Origin of the sequence: Bradyrhizobium sp. BRP20 (assembly GCF_020194215.1) — a bacterium.
In the GTDB taxonomy this organism is placed as follows: domain Bacteria; phylum Pseudomonadota; class Alphaproteobacteria; order Rhizobiales; family Xanthobacteraceae; genus Bradyrhizobium; species Bradyrhizobium yuanmingense.
The window spans coordinates 41,823-57,648 of the sequence record NZ_JADYVY010000007.1 but is presented as its reverse complement, the minus strand read 5'-3'; the positions used below and the strand labels follow the sequence as shown (position 1 = coordinate 57,648).

Annotated in this window: 24 protein-coding genes; 12 read left to right on the top strand and 12 right to left on the bottom strand. The window is 64.1% G+C overall.

Annotation, left to right across the window (positions count from 1 at the left end):
* The first annotated feature begins 49 nt into the window (after positions 1-49).
* Entirely contained in the window at positions 50-1,282 is a 1,233-nt protein-coding gene (locus I6F33_RS18060) for a PLP-dependent aminotransferase family protein (protein ID WP_036031027.1), read from the top strand.
* Positions 1,283-1,302: 20 nt separating this feature from the next.
* Here the strand turns inward: I6F33_RS18060 and I6F33_RS18055 are convergent, their stop codons facing one another.
* Positions 1,303-1,575, bottom strand: a complete 273-nt coding sequence (locus I6F33_RS18055; protein WP_036031024.1) for a helix-turn-helix domain-containing protein — start codon at positions 1,573-1,575, stop codon at positions 1,303-1,305.
* A 159-nt stretch (positions 1,576-1,734) separates the two neighbouring features.
* Between I6F33_RS18055 and I6F33_RS18050 the strand changes: the two genes are divergently transcribed.
* Positions 1,735-2,187, top strand: coding sequence for a hypothetical protein (locus I6F33_RS18050; protein ID WP_192893286.1), 453 nt, complete (start codon positions 1,735-1,737; stop codon positions 2,185-2,187).
* A 102-nt stretch (positions 2,188-2,289) separates the two neighbouring features.
* Complete coding sequence (locus I6F33_RS18045; RefSeq protein WP_225136478.1) at positions 2,290-2,529, top strand: hypothetical protein; 240 nt, start codon at positions 2,290-2,292, stop codon at positions 2,527-2,529.
* Between the two features lie 266 nt (positions 2,530-2,795).
* Here the strand turns inward: I6F33_RS18045 and I6F33_RS18040 are convergent, their stop codons facing one another.
* The 5 genes from I6F33_RS18040 to I6F33_RS18020 form a co-directional block, all read right to left on the bottom strand.
* Positions 2,796-3,614: an aldo/keto reductase gene (locus I6F33_RS18040; RefSeq protein WP_225143568.1), complete on the bottom strand. Its 819-nt coding sequence runs from the start codon at positions 3,612-3,614 to the stop codon at positions 2,796-2,798.
* 145 nt (positions 3,615-3,759) lie between these two features.
* Positions 3,760-5,325 carry an alkaline phosphatase gene (locus I6F33_RS18035; RefSeq protein ID WP_225143567.1) on the bottom strand — a complete coding sequence of 522 codons (1,566 nt, stop codon included), beginning with the start codon at positions 5,323-5,325 and terminating at the stop codon, positions 3,760-3,762.
* A gap of 112 nt (positions 5,326-5,437) precedes the next feature.
* Complete coding sequence (locus tag I6F33_RS18030; protein ID WP_225143566.1) at positions 5,438-5,854, bottom strand: hypothetical protein; 417 nt, start codon at positions 5,852-5,854, stop codon at positions 5,438-5,440.
* 109 nt (positions 5,855-5,963) lie between these two features.
* Positions 5,964-6,965, bottom strand: coding sequence for a nitronate monooxygenase family protein (locus I6F33_RS18025; protein WP_036031011.1), 1,002 nt, complete (start codon positions 6,963-6,965; stop codon positions 5,964-5,966).
* A gap of 61 nt (positions 6,966-7,026) precedes the next feature.
* A complete protein-coding gene (locus I6F33_RS18020) occupies positions 7,027-7,764 on the bottom strand; it encodes an SDR family oxidoreductase (protein ID WP_036003972.1) in 738 nt (245 codons plus the stop codon).
* 173 nt (positions 7,765-7,937) lie between these two features.
* Here I6F33_RS18020 and I6F33_RS18015 point away from each other — a divergent pair, with 173 nt between their 5' ends.
* Entirely contained in the window at positions 7,938-8,402 is a 465-nt protein-coding gene (locus tag I6F33_RS18015) for a helix-turn-helix domain-containing protein (RefSeq protein ID WP_036031008.1), read from the top strand.
* Positions 8,403-8,426: 24 nt separating this feature from the next.
* Here I6F33_RS18015 and I6F33_RS18010 read toward each other — a convergent pair whose 3' ends face one another.
* Positions 8,427-8,801: a PRC-barrel domain-containing protein gene (locus tag I6F33_RS18010; protein ID WP_036003959.1), complete on the bottom strand. Its 375-nt coding sequence runs from the start codon at positions 8,799-8,801 to the stop codon at positions 8,427-8,429.
* A 145-nt stretch (positions 8,802-8,946) separates the two neighbouring features.
* Here I6F33_RS18010 and I6F33_RS18005 point away from each other — a divergent pair, with 145 nt between their 5' ends.
* The 6 genes from I6F33_RS18005 (at position 8,947) to I6F33_RS17980 (ending at position 13,190) form a co-directional block, all read left to right on the top strand.
* Positions 8,947-10,734, top strand: a complete 1,788-nt coding sequence (locus I6F33_RS18005) for a thiamine pyrophosphate-requiring protein (RefSeq protein ID WP_225143565.1) — start codon at positions 8,947-8,949, stop codon at positions 10,732-10,734.
* A gap of 8 nt (positions 10,735-10,742) precedes the next feature.
* Positions 10,743-10,970, top strand: coding sequence for a hypothetical protein (locus tag I6F33_RS18000; protein ID WP_036003954.1), 228 nt, complete (start codon positions 10,743-10,745; stop codon positions 10,968-10,970).
* An 86-nt stretch (positions 10,971-11,056) separates the two neighbouring features.
* On the top strand, positions 11,057-11,611 hold the full coding sequence (locus I6F33_RS17995; RefSeq protein WP_225143564.1) for a DUF4142 domain-containing protein: 555 nt from the start codon (positions 11,057-11,059) through the stop codon (positions 11,609-11,611).
* A 159-nt stretch (positions 11,612-11,770) separates the two neighbouring features.
* The gene (locus I6F33_RS17990; protein WP_225143563.1) at positions 11,771-12,358 is read left to right on the top strand and encodes a phosphatase PAP2 family protein; all 588 of its coding nucleotides are present in this window, start codon (positions 11,771-11,773) and stop codon (positions 12,356-12,358) included.
* Entirely contained in the window at positions 12,355-12,702 is a 348-nt protein-coding gene (locus I6F33_RS17985) for a DUF3147 family protein (RefSeq protein WP_036030998.1), read from the top strand. The genes I6F33_RS17990 and I6F33_RS17985 overlap by 4 nt, the downstream gene beginning before the upstream one ends.
* Entirely contained in the window at positions 12,702-13,190 is a 489-nt protein-coding gene (locus I6F33_RS17980) for a DUF3147 family protein (protein ID WP_225139695.1), read from the top strand. Before I6F33_RS17985 ends, I6F33_RS17980 begins: the two co-directional genes overlap by 1 nt.
* 97 nt (positions 13,191-13,287) lie before the next feature.
* Here I6F33_RS17980 and I6F33_RS17975 read toward each other — a convergent pair whose 3' ends face one another.
* On the bottom strand, positions 13,288-13,455 hold the full coding sequence (locus I6F33_RS17975; protein ID WP_167361644.1) for a hypothetical protein: 168 nt from the start codon (positions 13,453-13,455) through the stop codon (positions 13,288-13,290).
* Between the two features lie 167 nt (positions 13,456-13,622).
* Here I6F33_RS17975 and I6F33_RS17970 point away from each other — a divergent pair, with 167 nt between their 5' ends.
* The gene (locus I6F33_RS17970; protein ID WP_036003940.1) at positions 13,623-13,868 is read left to right on the top strand and encodes a hypothetical protein; all 246 of its coding nucleotides are present in this window, start codon (positions 13,623-13,625) and stop codon (positions 13,866-13,868) included.
* 145 nt (positions 13,869-14,013) lie between these two features.
* Here I6F33_RS17970 and I6F33_RS17965 read toward each other — a convergent pair whose 3' ends face one another.
* The 3 genes from I6F33_RS17965 to I6F33_RS17960 all read right to left on the bottom strand — a co-directional run bounded on the left by I6F33_RS17965 (position 14,014) and on the right by I6F33_RS17960 (position 14,725).
* Positions 14,014-14,217, bottom strand: coding sequence for a hypothetical protein (locus I6F33_RS17965; protein WP_036038118.1), 204 nt, complete (start codon positions 14,215-14,217; stop codon positions 14,014-14,016).
* A gap of 71 nt (positions 14,218-14,288) precedes the next feature.
* The gene (locus I6F33_RS38335) at positions 14,289-14,417 is read right to left on the bottom strand and encodes a hypothetical protein (protein ID WP_271542554.1); all 129 of its coding nucleotides are present in this window, start codon (positions 14,415-14,417) and stop codon (positions 14,289-14,291) included.
* A gap of 113 nt (positions 14,418-14,530) precedes the next feature.
* Positions 14,531-14,725, bottom strand: coding sequence for a hypothetical protein (locus tag I6F33_RS17960; protein ID WP_074447527.1), 195 nt, complete (start codon positions 14,723-14,725; stop codon positions 14,531-14,533).
* 95 nt (positions 14,726-14,820) lie between these two features.
* Between I6F33_RS17960 and I6F33_RS17955 the strand changes: the two genes are divergently transcribed.
* The gene (locus tag I6F33_RS17955; RefSeq protein ID WP_036003929.1) at positions 14,821-15,333 is read left to right on the top strand and encodes a DUF4142 domain-containing protein; all 513 of its coding nucleotides are present in this window, start codon (positions 14,821-14,823) and stop codon (positions 15,331-15,333) included.
* 2 nt (positions 15,334-15,335) lie between these two features.
* Here I6F33_RS17955 and I6F33_RS17950 read toward each other — a convergent pair whose 3' ends face one another.
* Complete coding sequence (locus tag I6F33_RS17950; RefSeq protein WP_036003926.1) at positions 15,336-15,629, bottom strand: hypothetical protein; 294 nt, start codon at positions 15,627-15,629, stop codon at positions 15,336-15,338.
* Positions 15,630-15,826: the final 197 nt, after the last annotated feature.

Sequence of the window (15,826 nt, the reverse complement as noted above, 5' to 3'; positions counted from 1 at the left end):
CGGCCGGTGCAAAGCCGAGCTCAACAAGAACAAAACGAGGAACGCTCCCATGACGTCCAGCTTCGATTTCGCGCCCCTGTTTCCAGCAGGGCTGCCGGCCCCGTCTGCGCGCTGGACGGGCCTTGCCAAATACAGCTTCGTGGGCGGCAACAACGATTCCGAACAGGTGCCGCTCGACGAGCTGATCGAAGCGGCCGACACGGTGCTGCGGCGCGAGGGCCGCTCGCTCGCCACCTACGGTCTGGCGCATGGTCCGCAGGGCTACCTGCCGTTGCGCGAATTCCTGGTGACGAAACTCAAGCGCGACGCCGGCATCAGCTGCACGGTCGACGACCTCCTGATCGTCTCCGGCTCGCTGCAGGCGCTCGACCTCGTCAACGCCACCCTATTGACGCGCGGCGACACCGTGATTTTCGAGCAGGAGAGCTATCAGGGCTCCCTGACACGGCTGGCGCGGCTCGGCGTCAACGTCGTCGGCATTCCCCTCGACCAGGACGGCATGCGCATGGATCTGCTGGCCTCCGCGCTGGCCGACCTGAAGCGCCGCGGCATCCGGCCGAAATACATCTACACCATTCCGACGGTGCAGAACCCGACCGGCAGCATCATGCCCGAGAGCCGCCGCACCGAGCTGGTGCGGCTCGCGACCGAATATGGCGTGCCCATCTTCGAGGACGATTGCTATGCCGACCTCATCTGGTCGGGGCAGCGGCCGCCCGCGATCTACGCGATGAGCGAGAGCGGCGGCGTGATTCATATCGGCTCGTTCTCCAAGTCGATCGCGCCGGCGCTGCGCGTCGGCTTCGTCGTGGCGCCCTGGGAGGTGATGTCGCGGATGCTGGCGCTGAAGACGGATGCTGGCTCCGGTGCGCTGGAGCAGATGGTGCTCGCCACCTATTGCAAGCCGCATTTTTCAACTCACGTGCCGGCCCTGACCAAGGCGCTGCGCACCAAGCTCGACACGCTCATGGAAGCGCTCAACGAGCAGTTCGGGACCGCCGCTGAGTTCGAGGAGCCCAAGGGCGGCATCTTCCTTTGGGTGAAGCTGCCCGACCAGGTCGATACGCTGAAGCTGTATCAGGCCGCGCTCGCCGCCGGCGTCTCGATCAATCCGGGGCCGGAATGGTCGACCAGCAAGGGCCATTCCGCTTCGCGGCTGCGGCTGTGCTTTGCCAGCCCCACGCACCAGCAGATCCGCGATGGCGTCGCCGTGCTAGCCGAAGTCTGCCGCAAGGAGTTTGGCGTGCCCGCCCGCAGCGCCAATGTGGAGAAGCGAGCCTGAGGCCCAGTCCGGACGTCTCCTCACGCCGCCTGTGGCTGACTGCCGTGAATCGCGGAAGCCAGCCGCAGCAACAGGACGATGGAGACGTTGCCTTTGCCGGCCTCGATCTGGGCGATGTAGCGCTCGGAAATCCCCGAGCGCCGGGCGAGCTCCCGGCGCGACAGATCGCAGCGCATGCGTGAGGACCGCAACCGATCGCCCAGCTCGCTCAGAAACGCGGCCTCGGAATAAGGCGGTACGGCACAGCTCCCCGGCAGTACTTCGCCCGCAAAATCCATGACTTGATTCAGCATTGCTCTATCCACGTTCGCCTTCGGGAAACGCCATCTTATCTTCGAACCGCCCCGCCTCATTGACGCGGATCAAATTCGCGGGCGATCGGCAGCCGCCGTGGCAGGGCCGCGCGCGGGATGCTAAACTTTGGAATTGTTCGAGGCGGGGTTTTTCAGGACATGATGCGTTGTTCGGGCCGCTGGATCGCGGCTGCGGTGCTGTGGGTCGCGTTCACCCCCACGGCTGGTGCCGAGACGCTGGCCGTGACCGTGGAGCAATGGGGCCTGCTCGGCTCCTGGGCGGTCGATTGCTCGGGTAGGCCCGACCGCGACCAGGGCGCGCGCTTGACTTACGAAATCCGGAAAGACGGCCGTGTGATGTACCGGCGCGATTTCGGCGAGGCCAGGGACGAGAACGAGGTGGTGTCCGCCACGGTCAATGCCGAGGGCCTGCTCAATGTCATGGTGTACTTCCCCTCGCTGCATCAGGCCCGCGAGTTCGGGTTGCTGTTGCAGAAGGACGGCAGCCTGCGCGCGATCTACAATCGCGGCGAGCGCGGCGAGTACACGATCAGCAACGGCAAATACGTCGCCAGCGGTGCGCCGACGCCCGCGCAGCAGCGCTGCGATTAGCACGCCTTCGTCTGAACATCCGTTCAGAATTCTCTCCCCGCTCCTCCGGAACGTTCGCGCACATCTGCGGTTTAGATGTGCATTCGTTTGGAGGAGGACATCATGACGAAGCTTGGTTATGTGGTTGCGGCTCTCGGTGCGCTCGTGATCGCGGCGCCGACGCTCGCAAGTGCGGAGACGGTGGTGATCAAGCGCAGCGGCGGCTATCATCATCATCACCACGGCCCGTACGGCGCCCGCGCCGAATTCCGCGGACATCGTCATCATGGCTGGCATCGCCACCATCGCGGCGACAAGGTCGTCGTGATCAAGCGCAGCCATCGCCATCACCACTGGGACTAATGCGCAACGCGACAAGGAAATGGCCCCTCACGGGGCCATTTCTGTTGTGTTCTTTTCCTTCTCCCCTTGTGGGAGAAGGTGGCATAGGCGGCCTTCGGCCGCCGTTCTTGAGAACGCCGATGCTGCGCATCGGCTATGGCGCCGGATGAGGGGTTGCGTCAGCAAGTCCGAAAGTGAAAGACTCATGCGCGGAGAGAGACCCCTCACCCGTCTCGCCGCTTTGCGGCGAGCCACCCTCTCCCACAGGGGGAGAGGGTAAAGAGCGCCTAATCCCACGCCGGCGCGAAACCTGGATTGACGCAGCGTCTGTCCTTCGCCAGCGCGGCGATCTTCTCGCGATCGGCATCGTCGAGCGTGATCTTCAGCGCGTCGAGATTGGCCTGCTGGCTCTCGCGCCGCGAGGCCTTGGGGATCGCGGCGACGCCGTCCTGGTCGAGCAGCCATTTCAACGCGACCTGCGCGGCGGTGGCATCGTGCCGGGCGCCGATGTCGGCCAGCACCGGATCGCTCGCGAAACGCCCTTGCGCCAGCGGACAATAGGCAACCAGCGGGATCGACCTCGGCTGGAGATAGGCAAGCACCTTCGATTGATCGAGCATGGCGTGATATTCGACCTCGTTGCAGGCGATTGGCGCCTTGATCTCCTCGACCGCGACCTCGAGCAGCGCGGTGGTGAAATTGGCAACGCCGATGGCGCGCGTGCGCCCCTCCTCCTTCAGCGTCATCAGCGTTTCGAACACCGCCCCCCAGTTCGCGGCCTTCGACGGCCAATGCACGAGATAGAGGTCGACATGGTCGAGCCGGAGCTTCCTAAGGCTGGCGTCGAAAGCGCGGCGGATCGCATCGGAGCTGAGGTTCTCGTGCCAGACTTTCGTGGTGACGTGCAACTCGCCACGCGACACGCCGGACGCGGCGATGGCCGCGCCGATCGCCTCCTCGTTGGCGTACATCTCGGCGGTATCGATGTGGCGATAGCCGATCGAAAGCGAGCTCTCGACCGCGGCACGGCAGGCATCGCCCTGCATGCGGAAGGTGCCGAGGCCGAGCTTGGGCATGCTGATGCCCTGGGTTTTCAGATGATCCATGCAACAGGCTCCTGAGCAATTCAGCCCACCGGATCGCGCGGCGATGCCGCGTGAGCAGACTTTTCGGTGATGGAAAAGAAGTGGCGGGACCCCTCACCCTAGCGCGGGAGGAGCAAAGCGGCCAATCAAGATCGGGTTAGCAACCTCACCAATGCTGCGCCACGACCGCGGGTTGCACCTGCGGCTGCGGCACGATGTCGACCGACCAGAGGTCGCGATTGTCGACGTCCTTCAGGGTCACCGTCATCACGCCGCTGTGGCCATCGATGTCGACCCGCCCGAAGAACTGCAAGCCGAAGCAGGGCGCGAGATTCTCGCCTTGCGCAGCGCTGCAGCCATGCTGGTACATCGCGACCGGGCCGAAGGTGTCGTCGAGCTCGCCCGGTCCCCAGCTGCCGGCATGCAGCGGGCCGGAGACGAACTCCCAGAACGGCTCGAAATCCTTAAATTGCGCCTTCTTCGGATCGTAGTAGTGCGCGGCGGTGTAATGCATGTCGGCGGTGAGCCAGACGATGTTGCGGATACCGGCGCGCGTGATGAATGCAAGCAGATCGGCGATCTCGTGCTCACGCCGGTCGGGCGGCCCATCGCCGAGCGCAACGGCATCCAGGCTGATCAGGCCAATCGGCAAGTCGGCCGCGATCACCTTCCAGGTCGCGCGCGAAGCGGCGAGCTCGCGCTTGAGCCAGGCGAGCTGCTCGGCGCCCAGGATCCAGCCGCGGTGATCATCGCCCTTGTTCCAGCTCTCGTCGCGGTAGCTGCGCATGTCGATCATGAAGACGTCGAGCAGCGGACCGTAGGCGATCTTGCGATAGATGCGGCCGTGCCGCGCGCCGATGTCGCGGATTGGCATGAAGTCGAAGAAGGCCCGGCGGGCTCGCGCGACCAGGCGTGGGGTGCCGTCGTCCTCGTGTCCGGACTCGTCATAGGTCCCGATCGGCGACCAGTCGTTGGTCACCTCGTGATCGTCCCATTGCGCGAACATCGGCACCTGCGCATGGAAGGCGCGAAAGTGTTCGTCGAGATGGTTGTATTTGTAGTTGCCGCGGAACTGCGCCAGGGTGTGCGCCACCTCCGATTTCTCTTCGGTGACGAGGTTGCGCCACGTCTCGCCATTCGGCAGCGTCTGTTCGGAAGGGATCGTGCAGTCCGCGTAGATGTGATCGCCGCAGTGGATGAAGAAATCCGGATTGTTGTCGAGCATGGTGCGATAGCTGCGATAGCCGCCGCGGGAGACGTCGATGCCCCAGCCCTGCCCCGCAGTATCCCCGGACCACAGGAACGAGATCGACTGGCGCGCTGCCGGCGCGGTGCGGAAATGCCCGACGCGGCTTCCACCGAGGAGACCGGTGGCGATGTCGTCGAAGCGGATGCGGTAGAAGATGTCTTGCCCAGGCGGCAGATCCGCCAGCAGGAGGTTTGCAGTGAGATCGGTGTCGGGCAACGCATCGCCGGAAGCCGAGGCGATGACGGTCTTAAAGCTCTCGACCGTCGAGCATTCCACCTGCATCCGCGCCGGCCGGTCCGCACGCGCCCAGATCACCGCGGAGCCGCCGGAGACATCGCCGGACTGGATGCCGCCTGTGATCTGCGGTCGATCGGCGGCGCGGCTCAAATGAGGCTTCGCGAGCGCGGCGATGGCGAGACCGGAGGCGGAGCGGACCAGAAACTGCCGCCGGGTCCATGCGCGCGAGGCGCGGAGCGTTGCCATTCAGGAGACCTTCGTCGAATCGCGACGGAAGGTGCCTGCGCTCCTTGACTCCCGGCTTACGGTTTCTTGACTCCGCGCCTACGGTTTTGCGACGCTGGGATGACGCCTGTGATCACCGCTTCCAGTTACAGATGCCGCCAGAGCGGCATGGCCAGGTCTGGATGCGGGTGTCCATCGCCTGCGCATCGAGCGGGTTGCCGCGGCGTGCTAACTTGGCGCGGGCCGCCCCGCGCAACGGTGCGCTTCTGGCATGCGCGCTCTTCGGCTCGGCCACACGAACACGTTCGGCGGCAACCTTCTTCGGCACATCGACCGGCTCAGCACGCGCCTGCGCTTCGTTCGCGCCACGCGCTTCGAGCGCAACCGGCGCGAAGTGCGTCTCCGGCCCGAGACGTTTCGGCGACAGCACCGCCTTGGAGAGATCGAGACCAAGATATTCGCCGGGCTTGTAGTCGTCGGCGCGCGCAACACCGGCCCCTGCGACCACGAGGGCGAAGGCAATTGCGAAGGGAACGCTTTTCAGGACCATGGACGCCTCCTGAAATCGATTTATGAAAGGGGCAATTTACCCCTATCTAGGAGGCGCCGCGCGTAATTCCAGCGGTCAGATGCCGCCGTGGTTAAGAAGTTTGACGGTGTCAGGCGACCTTTCGCGCAGCGTCCGTCCCGTCCAGGAACCCCAGCAGGCGGCTGCGGATGATGGTTTCAGCCTCGCCCATGATGCGATCGATCAGCTCCTTGCAGGACGGGATGTCATGGATCAGGCCCGCGACCATGCCGCAGCTCCAGGCGCCGGCATCCATCTGGCCGTCCAGCATGATCTTGGGATAGACGCCCGCGACCTGGTCGTGGATGTCGTCGATCGTGAGCTTGGCGCCCTTTTCGCGCTCGATCTCGAGCAGGCGGTCGACATTGGCGTTCTTCAGGACGCGCTCGGTATTGCGCAACGCCCGCATGATCAGGCGGGTATCGAGCTCGGTGGCTGCGACGAGAGCATTCTTGACGTTCTGGTGCACCGGCGCTTCCTTGGTGGCGATGAAGCGCGTGCCCATGTTCATGCCCGCCGCGCCCAGCGAGAGCGCCGCGACTAGGCTGCGACCATCGGCCATGCCGCCGGAGGCGACGAACGGGATCTTCAGCTCTTCCGCCGCACGCGGCAGCAGGATCATGTTGGGAATGTCGTCCTCGCCGGGATGGCCGCCGCACTCGAAGCCGTCGACGCTGACGGCGTCGCAGCCGATGCGCTCGGCCTTCAGCGAGTGGCGCACCGATGTGCATTTGTGAATCACCTTGATGCCGGCGGCCTTCAGCGCCGGCATGTAGGCTTCCGGGCTGCGGCCCGCGGTCTCCACCGCCTTGATGCCGCCCTCGACGATGGCCGCGATATATTCCGGATAAGGCGGCGCCGAGAAGGCCGGCAGGAAGGTGAGGTTGACGCCGAACGGCTTGTCCGTCATGTCGCGGCAGCGCGCGATCTCCTTGGCGAGCAGCTCGGGTGTCTTCTGCGTGAGACCGGTGATGATGCCGAGCCCGCCGGCATTGGAGACGGCAGCGGCCAGCTCGGCGAAGCCGACGAAATGCATGCCGCCCTGGATGATCGGGTGCTCGATGCCGAACAGTTCGGTGATCGCGGTCTTCACTGAAGGTCCTCCCGGTTTTGCTTGATGTTGAGCTCAGTCTAGCCGGACTTTCTCGCGGCGGTCACCATTTCTCTCCGAAGGGGCGGATCTCCATCTCGAAGGTCCAGGCGCTCTTCGGCTGCTGGTAGAGCTGCCAATAGGCGCTCGCGACCGATGACGGCGGCATCAGGAGATCGGGATTATCGAGCGCATTCGGCCCGAGCGCCTCGAGCCGGCGCTGGCGCACCCATTCGGTATCGACGCCGGAATCGATGATGAGATGGGCGACGTGGATGTTCTTCGGCCCGAGCTCGCGCGCCATCGCCTGCGCGACCGCGCGCAGGCCGAACTTGGCGCTGGCGAAGGCGGCATACCCGCTGCCGCCGCGCAAGCTCGCGGTCGCACCCGTGAAGAAGATGTTGCCGCCGCCGCGCGGCAGCATCAGCCGCGCCGCCTCACGGCCCGCGAGGAAGCCGGAATAGCAGGCCATCTCCCACACTTTCCGAAACACGCGCTCGGTGGTGTCGAGGATCGGGAAATTGACGTTGGCGCCGACGTTGAAGATGCAGACTTCGAGCGGTGCATGCTTGTCGGCGTCGTTGAGGAAGGCGATGACCTCGTCTTCCTTCCGCGCGTCCAGTGAGCGGGCGTGGATCTCGCCACCGGCGGCTTCGATCTCTTGCACCAGCGGCGCCAGCTTATCGCCATTGCGGCGGCCGGCGAAAATCGAGAACCCTTCGGCGGCAAACTTCTTGGCGATCTCGGCGCCGATGAAATCGCCGGCTCCGATGACGGCCGCAGTGGCGTTTCGCTTGGACAAGACCGCCTCCTCCCATGGGCCGCGCTGCGAGCGCGCGGCATTTATGTGCCGGAGGCTATAGTTCAAAAATAGAACTGTCAAACTGAGCGGCTGAATGTTAGCTTCTAGTCAAAATCTCTCTGATCGATCAACTTAGTTCCTTTTTCAGACTGACGACTTGCAGGAACCGCATCATGAAATGGGACACGCTGGAGGAAGAGCCCTGCTCGCTCGCGCGCACCGTCGCCGCGATTGGCGACCGCTGGACGCTGCTGATCCTGCGCGAGTGCTTCCTGCGGGTACGGCGGTTCGAGGCGTTTCAGTCCTCGCTGCAGATCACACGCCATCTGCTCTCGGAGCGGCTGAAGAAGCTGGTCCGCTTCGGCATCCTGCGCCGCGTCCCCTATTCCGAGGCACCGAAGCGCTACGAATACATCCTCACCCAGAAGGGGCTCGACCTCTACCCGATCATCATGGCGATGGTGCATTGGGGCGACGCCCATATGGGCGACGAGCGCGGCCGCCCGCTGCTGCACGAGCACAAGAGCTGCGGCAAGCTGTTCGATCCCGTAATGGTGTGCTCGGAATGCGGCGAGGTGCTGCATGCCAAGCAGGTGCATGTGCATGCGGGCCCGGGGCGGAGAGAAGCGGCGGAGTGAGTGAGGCGCCGCGCCTCTCAAAGCTCAAGCGAAGGGAACACCGTAATAGGAGTTGATGCCGCGCACGGCGGCGTCGTCGCTCCAGTTCCAGTCGGTCTTCTCACCGTATTTCGGCGCGCCTTCGAGATCCTTGGCGGTGATCGCAGTCACGTAACCGCCGAGCTCGGTGTCGTACTTCAGAGATTGCCAGGGCAACGGATAGTGATCATTGCCGAGGCCGAGAAAGCCGCCGAAACCAAGCACCGCATATGAGACCTTGCCGCTGATCTTGTCGATCATGACCCGTTCGATTGAACCGATCTTGTTGCGATCGGCACCGTAGACCGCGGTTCCCTCGACCTTGTCGCTTCCGATCAGCCGGCCCATCTCGTTACGGTCCAGTTCGCTCTGATTGAGCATCGTTATTCTCCACTCAGCCATTTGTGAATCAACCGAAAGGGGTGCGCGATCGTTCCGGCGCGTGTTCCGGAAATGCTTGGGAACATCGCCACAAAGAACCGGTTCTCTGAGGCTATCGAGGCCGCAACAGAGAAAGCCGCCCGCAATGTCCCAGACCGTCTCCGACTTCATCATTCAGCGCCTGCACCAATGGGGCGTGCGCCACATCTTTGGCTATCCCGGCGACGGCATCAACGGCGTGTTCGGTGCAATGAACCGGGCGGGCGGCAAGATCGGCTTCGTGCAGGCGCGGCACGAGGAAATGGCGGCATTCATGGCAACCGCCTACGCAAAATTCTCAGGTCAGCTCGGCGTCTGCATTGCGACCTCCGGTCCCGGCGCCTCGCATCTCGTCACCGGGCTGTACGATGCGCTGCTCGATCACCAGCCGGTGCTGGCGATCGTCGGCCAGCAGTCGCGCAACGCCCTCGGCGGTCAATATCAGCAGGAACTCGACCTCCTCTCGGTGTTCAAGGACGTCGCCGGCGCCTATGTCATGCAGGCCTCCTCGCCTGCGCAGGTGCGGCACCTGATTGATCGGTCGGTGCGGATCGCACTGGCGCGGCGGACTCCCACCGTCATCATCTTGCCCAACGACTTGCAGGAGGAGAATTACGAGGACCCGCCCCGTGCGCACGGCACGCTGCATTCCGGCGTCGGGTACAGCCCACCTAAAGTCGTCCCTCGTGATGCCGATCTCGACCGCGCCGCGGAGATCCTCAATGCTGGCAAGAAGGTCGCAATGCTCGTCGGCGCCGGAGCGCTCGGTGCAACCGACGAAGTCATCGCGGTCGCCGACCGGCTGTCGGCCGGCTGCGCCAAGGCGCTGCTCGGCAAGGCCGCGCTGCCCGACGACCTGCCATGGGTCACCGGCTCGATCGGCCTGCTCGGCACCGAGCCCAGCTACAACATGATGATGGAATGCGACACGCTGCTGATGGTGGGCTCGGCCTTTCCTTACGCCGAATTCCTGCCGAAGGAAGGCAGCGCGCGTGGCGTGCAGATCGACATCGATGCCAGCATGATGTCGATCCGCTTTCCCATGGAAGTCGGCCTCATCGGAGATGCCGCCGAGACGCTGCGCGCATTGCTGCCGCGGCTGAAGCCCAAGAGCGACGGCGCCTGGCGCCAGGGCATTCAGGACGACGTTACGACGTGGTGGAAGACTTTGGATGGCCGCGCGCATCAGCCCGCCGCACCAGTCAATCCGCAGCTCGTCGCCTGGGAATTGTCGCCGCGCCTGCCCGACCGCGCCATCATCACCAGCGATTCCGGCTCCTGCGCCAACTGGTTCGCCCGCGACCTGAAGATGCGGCGCGGCATGACGGCCTCGCTCTCCGGCGGGCTCGCCTCGATGGGCGCTGCGGTGCCTTACGCGCTCGCGGCCAAATACGCCCATCCAGACCGCCCCGTGATTGCACTCGTCGGGGACGGCGCCATGCAGATGAACAACATGGCCGAGCTGATCACCGCGGCGAAGTATTGGCGCGACTGGAACGACCCGCGTTTTATCGTCTGCGTCTTCAACAACGAGGACCTCAACCAAGTCACCTGGGAGCAACGCATCATCAACGGTGATCCCAAGTTCGAGGCGTCACAGCGCATTCCCGACGTCTCCTATTCGCGCTTCGCCGAATTGATCGGCCTGCGCGGCATCTTCGTCGACAGCCCACAGCTGCTCGGCTCGGCCTGGGAACAGGCGCTAACAAGCGAGATGCCCGTCGTGCTGGAAGTGAAAACCGATCCCGAGGTGCCGCCGCTGCCGCCGCACATCACCTTGCAGCAGGCGAAGAACTTCTCGCTCGCCCTGATGAAGGGCGACCCGAACGAGAGCGGGATGATCAAGGGAGCAGCGCGGCAGGTGCTGGAATCGATCCTGCCAGGAAAGCAATGAGGCGAGCCATGAGTGATTTCCGCGACATCCGGCACGGCGTCAACGATCCGGTCGACGGTCTCGACGTCAAGCGCCGGATCAGTGACAACCCCACCTCCCACGAGCAGGCGCAGCACCACGCGGACGTACGGGCCGACGCGACCGCCACGGCGGCCGAACCGTTCCTGCCCGAACGGCTTCGACGCAAGCCGACAGATCCCATCAATCCGCGCACCGGACGGAATCGCGCGGATTAGCCGTTAGGAACCTCGGCCCCGGCGGCGTGTTGGTCGCCGCACGTCGCCGGCAAGCGGCCACGCGACCTTTTCGGAAGGATTTGACCATGAAACGCACAATCATCGCTCTTGCCTGCATGATTCTCGCAGGCCCTGCCCTCGCCCAGTCGCTGGGCGAAAAGACCGGCGTGAATTCGGCGCTCGGCGTTGCGCCTGCGACCGCGGACTTCGTGACGCAGGTCGCGATCAGCGACATGTTTGAGATCGAATCGAGCAAGCTCGCCCAGCAGAAGGGCAACGCGGAAGAGAAAGCCTTCGCGCAGCAGATGATCACCGATCACACCAAGACGAGCAACGAGCTCAAGGGACTGGTCGGCAATGGCAAGGTGCAGGCCAAGCTGCCGACGGCGCTCGACAGCTCGCATCAGAGCAAGATCGACAAGCTCAAGAATGCGAGCGGCAGGGATTTCAGCTCGGACTACAATTCCTATCAGGTCAGCGCGCATGAAGATGCCGTGTCGCTGTTCGAGCGCTACGCCAAGGGCGGCGACAATGCCGAGCTCAAGGATTGGGCCGGCAAGACGCTCCCGGCGTTGAAGCACCACCTCGAGATGGCCAAGAACCTCGGCCGGGCGCCGAGCGTCGGCCAATCCAACAAGTAACGCATTGCTGAGGGATGCCGGCCCTGCCGGCGTCCCTTCTCGCGCGCGATGAGAACGTCATCGCGCTGCCGCTGGGCGGTGCCTGCCGGTTGAGCCAGGAACCTTCTTTGTTTCCAGGCTTTACAAAACTGTCACGGAGGAACAGTCGCCGACGGACCGATGGCCCTTGTAACAGTCAAACCCACCCGGATCGATACGGCGATCGCCAACGAGATCGCGCACAATACCAACTCGGGGCTCGAGCATGCCGCCCAGGCCATGACCTGGGGCGCCGACGAGCATGTCCTGGTTGCGCTCGCGGCAGCAGGATGGCTCTACACCCGCTTCCGGCACCCGCAGCAGCGCCCCGTTGCTGATCATGTCCTGATCGTGTCGCTGGCGACGGCCGTGTTACCGCATGTCTTGAAATCCGTGTTCGATCAGACGAGGCCCGACCGGCTGACGGTGAGCGGCCATGGGCGCGGTGTTCCCTTTTCGGGACGCGCGCACGATGCATTTCCCTCAGGTCACGCCGTGCATATGGGCGCCCTTGCCTCGGCCGCAGGCCTGTTGCCGCCGGTCCCGCGCAACCTGGCGCGCTCCTTTGCGGTGGCGCTGTCCCTGACGCGCGTCGCGCTGCTCGCGCACTGGGCCAGCGATGTCGTGGCAGGCTTCATGCTGGGCATCGTTGTCGAGCGCCTGTTCCGGCCGTTCACGATGGCGAAGTCACGGCAGCGGCAGCGCAAGAGCTCGGGGGGACAGCCATGACTGAATATCTCGTGCGCTTCGTCGCCGGCGGCCTGATCGTATCCGTCTTCGCGATCCTCGGTGACATGCTGCGGCCGAAGAGCTTTGCCGGGCTGCTCGGCGCCGCACCGTCGGTGGCGCTTGCCACCCTCGCCATCGCAGTGGTCCAGCACGGCCCGCAATATGCTGCGGCCCAGAGCTGGACGATGATCTATGGCGCCGTCGCTCTCGCCTGCTACAGCGTCGTCGTCTGCCACCTCCTGATGAGGTTCCGTTTCGGCGCGCTTCCAGCCACGATCCTCGCCTTTGCCGCATGGCTCGTTGTCGCCTTCGGCCTGCTCGCCGGCCTGGGAGGTGCCGCCTGATGCTGGTGAAGCTATCGACATCGGCGCTGAAACAGACGCGGTGGTACGAGTACGCCATTCGCTTCGTGCTCGGCGGCGGTGCGACGGTGCTCGCGGGCGTTATCGGCTCGAAGTTCGGCCCGTCCGTCGGCGGGCTCTTTCTTGCTCTTCCGGCCATCTTCTGCGCCAGCGCGACGCTGATCGAAAGCCACGAGCGTCACGCCAAGGAGAAGGCCGGCCTGAGCGGGCGGCGTCGCGGACAGAAGGCCGCGGCGCTCGATGCTGCCGGCGCCGCGCTCGGCAGCATCGGCCTCGCCGCGTTCGCCGCTATCTTCCATTTAATCGTCGGGGCAAGCGTCGCGCTCGCTTTTTTCGCTGCGCTGACGGTCTGGGCCATCGTGTCCGTGTCGGCCTGGTGGCTCAGGCGCAAGCTTCGCAATGTCTCCCACAAATCGCGCCGATCAGGCCATTCGCCGTCGGCAACGGGCTCTCGCTTCGCAAAGCCTTAAAGCGCGATGAGATTTGGATGAATCGTCATCGCGCTTTAGATTGTTGTTTACGCATGATCTTTGCGGAAAACCGCTTCACACTTTTCCGGATCATGCCCTAGCTCGCTTTCGCTCCCGTCGAAGGCTGCGATTGCGGCGGCTGAAGGCCCGGGCTGTTGGCCCAGCGCTCGACCTCATCGATGATCTTCTGCTGGCTTGGCCGCACCGGCTCGGGCGCTGCGGGTTCTTCGGAAAGCTTGCGAGGTAACCTGACTTCGTCCGTCATGGTTTCTCTCCTTCCGGGAACAATGCCTTACGACGGCATGCGTTTCAATAAATTATTGATTTCATTTGATTTCCTACTCACTTGCGGACTTCGTCGGCTTTCGCGGAACTCTCATCAAGTTGGTTCGTTGAGTAAGCTACTCAACCTACTCAATTTGCGTGATCGCCATGAACGACCTTCGCGCCGAGCGCCTTCAGGTCATGCTCTCGCCGGAAGAGTTGGCCGCCATTGACGATTTCCGGTTCAAGCACCGCATGCCGACGCGGGCGGCAGCAGTCCGCGAACTCCTGAAGTTCGGACTGGCCGCTGTGGGCGTCGATGCCGCTGCCGGCGTGAAGTCAAGCAGCTTCGGCGTATTCGGCCGCGGGCCTGAAGGACATACTCAGGGGGATCCGGAGAGCGGCGCCGAATGACGCACGGAAAGCCCCTCCAGAAGCAAACGACCCCGGCACGGTGGGTGCCAGGGCCGTCCTTTGAGATTGCTTCCGGCGCACCGGGGGCATGACTGCCGGAAGCAATCCGTCGACTCTTCCCGCGGAAATTCGTTCCTGGTGAGAGCTAGCCCGTGGCGTCGCTCGAGCCGTCCGGCATGGCGCCGGAACCCGGCGTCTTGATGTTGTCGTTCAGCTTGGGATCGCGCGTCGCTTCACGCGAGGGCGAGCCTTTCGGATCCGCCTTGTGCACGGATTGCGCACGTTCCTTGTCGCGGGGCTGCTCCTCCCCACGCTTGTCCTTGACGATGCCTTGGTCGGAATGGGCCATGATGCGCTCTCGCTTCTGCTGATGTGTCGGAGCGCTTACGCATTGCGGCGTCGAATGTTCCGCTGCCGCAATCAGCTGCGCACAGCATGGACGGCAGATGCGCTCTCGAGATGCACCTGTCGCACCGTCGTCACCGTCGCGAACGCGACGGAGACGCCAAAGGCGAGAATGAGGGAGAGAAGAGCCAGACGTGGAGCCATCGCCAAACCTCCTTCTGCAATTGGAAATCTCCGCGATCGACGTTCCCGGAGGATCCCAAATCAGTTGTGCGCCTTCCGTGAGCGGTCTCACATGCAGATTTTTGAAGACGAGCTCACCCGTTCCGCTTTGGAGCTGCATGGACGGGAACGGGCGAAATTTCGCCGTCGAGCCAGTCCTGCTCGTTGGCGAGTGCCGTCCAGGCGTCGGCCATGCGCGAATAGCGCTTATGGGCGGGCTGTCCGTCAGCGCGCTCGGCAAGCTGAAGACAATTGTCGGCGTTGTCTCTGAAGACGTCAGACTGTTTCATCTAGAGGACGTGGGGACGGAACTCTTGCGCCGCAACCCGCTTACCGGATCGTAATGGTCGGGGAACTTTCGCATGCGGTTCGTCATTGAAGATCGATGCGAGTTGTCGCCGCAATCATTCTGGCATTGATCAGCGCCTCGGCGCTTGCCGACAGCCTTGGCGAACGAAAGCCCGGCGCACGGGCGCCCTCCGCGATCGAGGTGATCAGCGGCGCCTACAATTTCAGCCGGTTTCAACAGGGGCTGCTCGAGAACACCGACCTCAAGGGCAACGCCGAGGTCAAGAACCTCGCCGCCCTGCGCGCCGAGGAAGCGGCTAAGCGCGACAAGCGACTGAAAGAGGTCCAGGAGGCGATCGGCGCGGAACTGCAGCTCGGCAGGGCAACATCCTCGAGCGCGAGCCTCGTCGAGCCCGAAATGTCGGATGGTCCGGCCTATGTCAGAAGCTTCTATGCCGCGCAGATTCCCGAGTATGAGTCGATCATCAGCCTGCTCGAACGCTATCTGACGGCGCCCGACAATGCAGCGCTCGCAGCGTTCGCGCGCGAACAACTGCCGCTGCTGCGCGCGCAGGTCAGGGACGCCGAGCGCACCATGGCGGACAAATAACTCTACTTGGCGTTCGGATGTTGCTGGCTCTGCGGCCGCACGGTGCGGTCGCTCTCCGGCATCTTGTCGCGACCCGCATCGCCGTTGTCGTCCTTGCCGCCGGACGAGGACGTGCCGCTTCCGCTTGGATTCGAGCGGGTGGCCGCTCCGGTGGTCGGCGTGTCCGCCTGCGGGTTGGCGGAGCTTGCGGCGGGGTCGCCCGTCACGGAGCCGCGCCCGCTTGGCGCACCGCCCTGCGCCAGAGCCGCCCCCGCGGCAAGCGCCGTGATGGCGATGGCGAAAATTGCTGCCTTCATGTCCGTTCTCCCTGTCTGCGCTGGCTAACCGTCGGGCTCGGCGCTCCGTTCCGAAGCAGGGCTGCGGACGTCGGACGCGTTGACGACCCGCCCCTGCGGCCTTTTTCCTTTCGAGGGGTATGGAACAAACCGGTCGGTCCGTTGTTAACTCGGTCGGGCTGAGCAAAGCGGGTTCCATTTCCTTGCGCCGTACGTTG

What these genes read in the sequence shown, in the direction of transcription:
- I6F33_RS18035 (WP_225143567.1), bottom strand. Translation starts at nt 5,325, where the DNA reads ATGGCAACGCTCCGCGCCTCGCGCGCATGGACCCGGCGGCAGTTTCTG.
- I6F33_RS17985 (WP_036030998.1), top strand. Translation starts at nt 12,355, where the DNA reads ATGACTGAATATCTCGTGCGCTTCGTCGCCGGCGGCCTGATCGTATCC.
- I6F33_RS18045 (WP_225136478.1), top strand. Translation starts at nt 2,290, where the DNA reads ATGACGAAGCTTGGTTATGTGGTTGCGGCTCTCGGTGCGCTCGTGATC.
- I6F33_RS18050 (WP_192893286.1), top strand. Translation starts at nt 1,735, where the DNA reads ATGATGCGTTGTTCGGGCCGCTGGATCGCGGCTGCGGTGCTGTGGGTC.
- I6F33_RS18030 (WP_225143566.1), bottom strand. Translation starts at nt 5,854, where the DNA reads ATGGTCCTGAAAAGCGTTCCCTTCGCAATTGCCTTCGCCCTCGTGGTC.
- I6F33_RS17995 (WP_225143564.1), top strand. Translation starts at nt 11,057, where the DNA reads ATGAAACGCACAATCATCGCTCTTGCCTGCATGATTCTCGCAGGCCCT.
- I6F33_RS18000 (WP_036003954.1), top strand. Translation starts at nt 10,743, where the DNA reads ATGAGTGATTTCCGCGACATCCGGCACGGCGTCAACGATCCGGTCGAC.
- I6F33_RS17990 (WP_225143563.1), top strand. Translation starts at nt 11,771, where the DNA reads ATGGCCCTTGTAACAGTCAAACCCACCCGGATCGATACGGCGATCGCC.
- I6F33_RS38335 (WP_271542554.1), bottom strand. Translation starts at nt 14,417, where the DNA reads ATGGCTCCACGTCTGGCTCTTCTCTCCCTCATTCTCGCCTTTGGCGTC.
- I6F33_RS18010 (WP_036003959.1), bottom strand. Translation starts at nt 8,801, where the DNA reads ATGCTCAATCAGAGCGAACTGGACCGTAACGAGATGGGCCGGCTGATC.
- I6F33_RS17950 (WP_036003926.1), bottom strand. Translation starts at nt 15,629, where the DNA reads ATGAAGGCAGCAATTTTCGCCATCGCCATCACGGCGCTTGCCGCGGGG.
- I6F33_RS17970 (WP_036003940.1), top strand. Translation starts at nt 13,623, where the DNA reads ATGAACGACCTTCGCGCCGAGCGCCTTCAGGTCATGCTCTCGCCGGAA.
- I6F33_RS18040 (WP_225143568.1), bottom strand. Translation starts at nt 3,614, where the DNA reads ATGGATCATCTGAAAACCCAGGGCATCAGCATGCCCAAGCTCGGCCTC.
- I6F33_RS18005 (WP_225143565.1), top strand. Translation starts at nt 8,947, where the DNA reads ATGTCCCAGACCGTCTCCGACTTCATCATTCAGCGCCTGCACCAATGG.
- I6F33_RS17965 (WP_036038118.1), bottom strand. Translation starts at nt 14,217, where the DNA reads ATGGCCCATTCCGACCAAGGCATCGTCAAGGACAAGCGTGGGGAGGAG.
- I6F33_RS17980 (WP_225139695.1), top strand. Translation starts at nt 12,702, where the DNA reads ATGCTGGTGAAGCTATCGACATCGGCGCTGAAACAGACGCGGTGGTAC.
- I6F33_RS18055 (WP_036031024.1), bottom strand. Translation starts at nt 1,575, where the DNA reads ATGCTGAATCAAGTCATGGATTTTGCGGGCGAAGTACTGCCGGGGAGC.
- I6F33_RS18015 (WP_036031008.1), top strand. Translation starts at nt 7,938, where the DNA reads ATGAAATGGGACACGCTGGAGGAAGAGCCCTGCTCGCTCGCGCGCACC.
- I6F33_RS17975 (WP_167361644.1), bottom strand. Translation starts at nt 13,455, where the DNA reads ATGACGGACGAAGTCAGGTTACCTCGCAAGCTTTCCGAAGAACCCGCA.
- I6F33_RS17955 (WP_036003929.1), top strand. Translation starts at nt 14,821, where the DNA reads ATGCGAGTTGTCGCCGCAATCATTCTGGCATTGATCAGCGCCTCGGCG.
- I6F33_RS18060 (WP_036031027.1), top strand. Translation starts at nt 50, where the DNA reads ATGACGTCCAGCTTCGATTTCGCGCCCCTGTTTCCAGCAGGGCTGCCG.
- I6F33_RS17960 (WP_074447527.1), bottom strand. Translation starts at nt 14,725, where the DNA reads ATGAAACAGTCTGACGTCTTCAGAGACAACGCCGACAATTGTCTTCAG.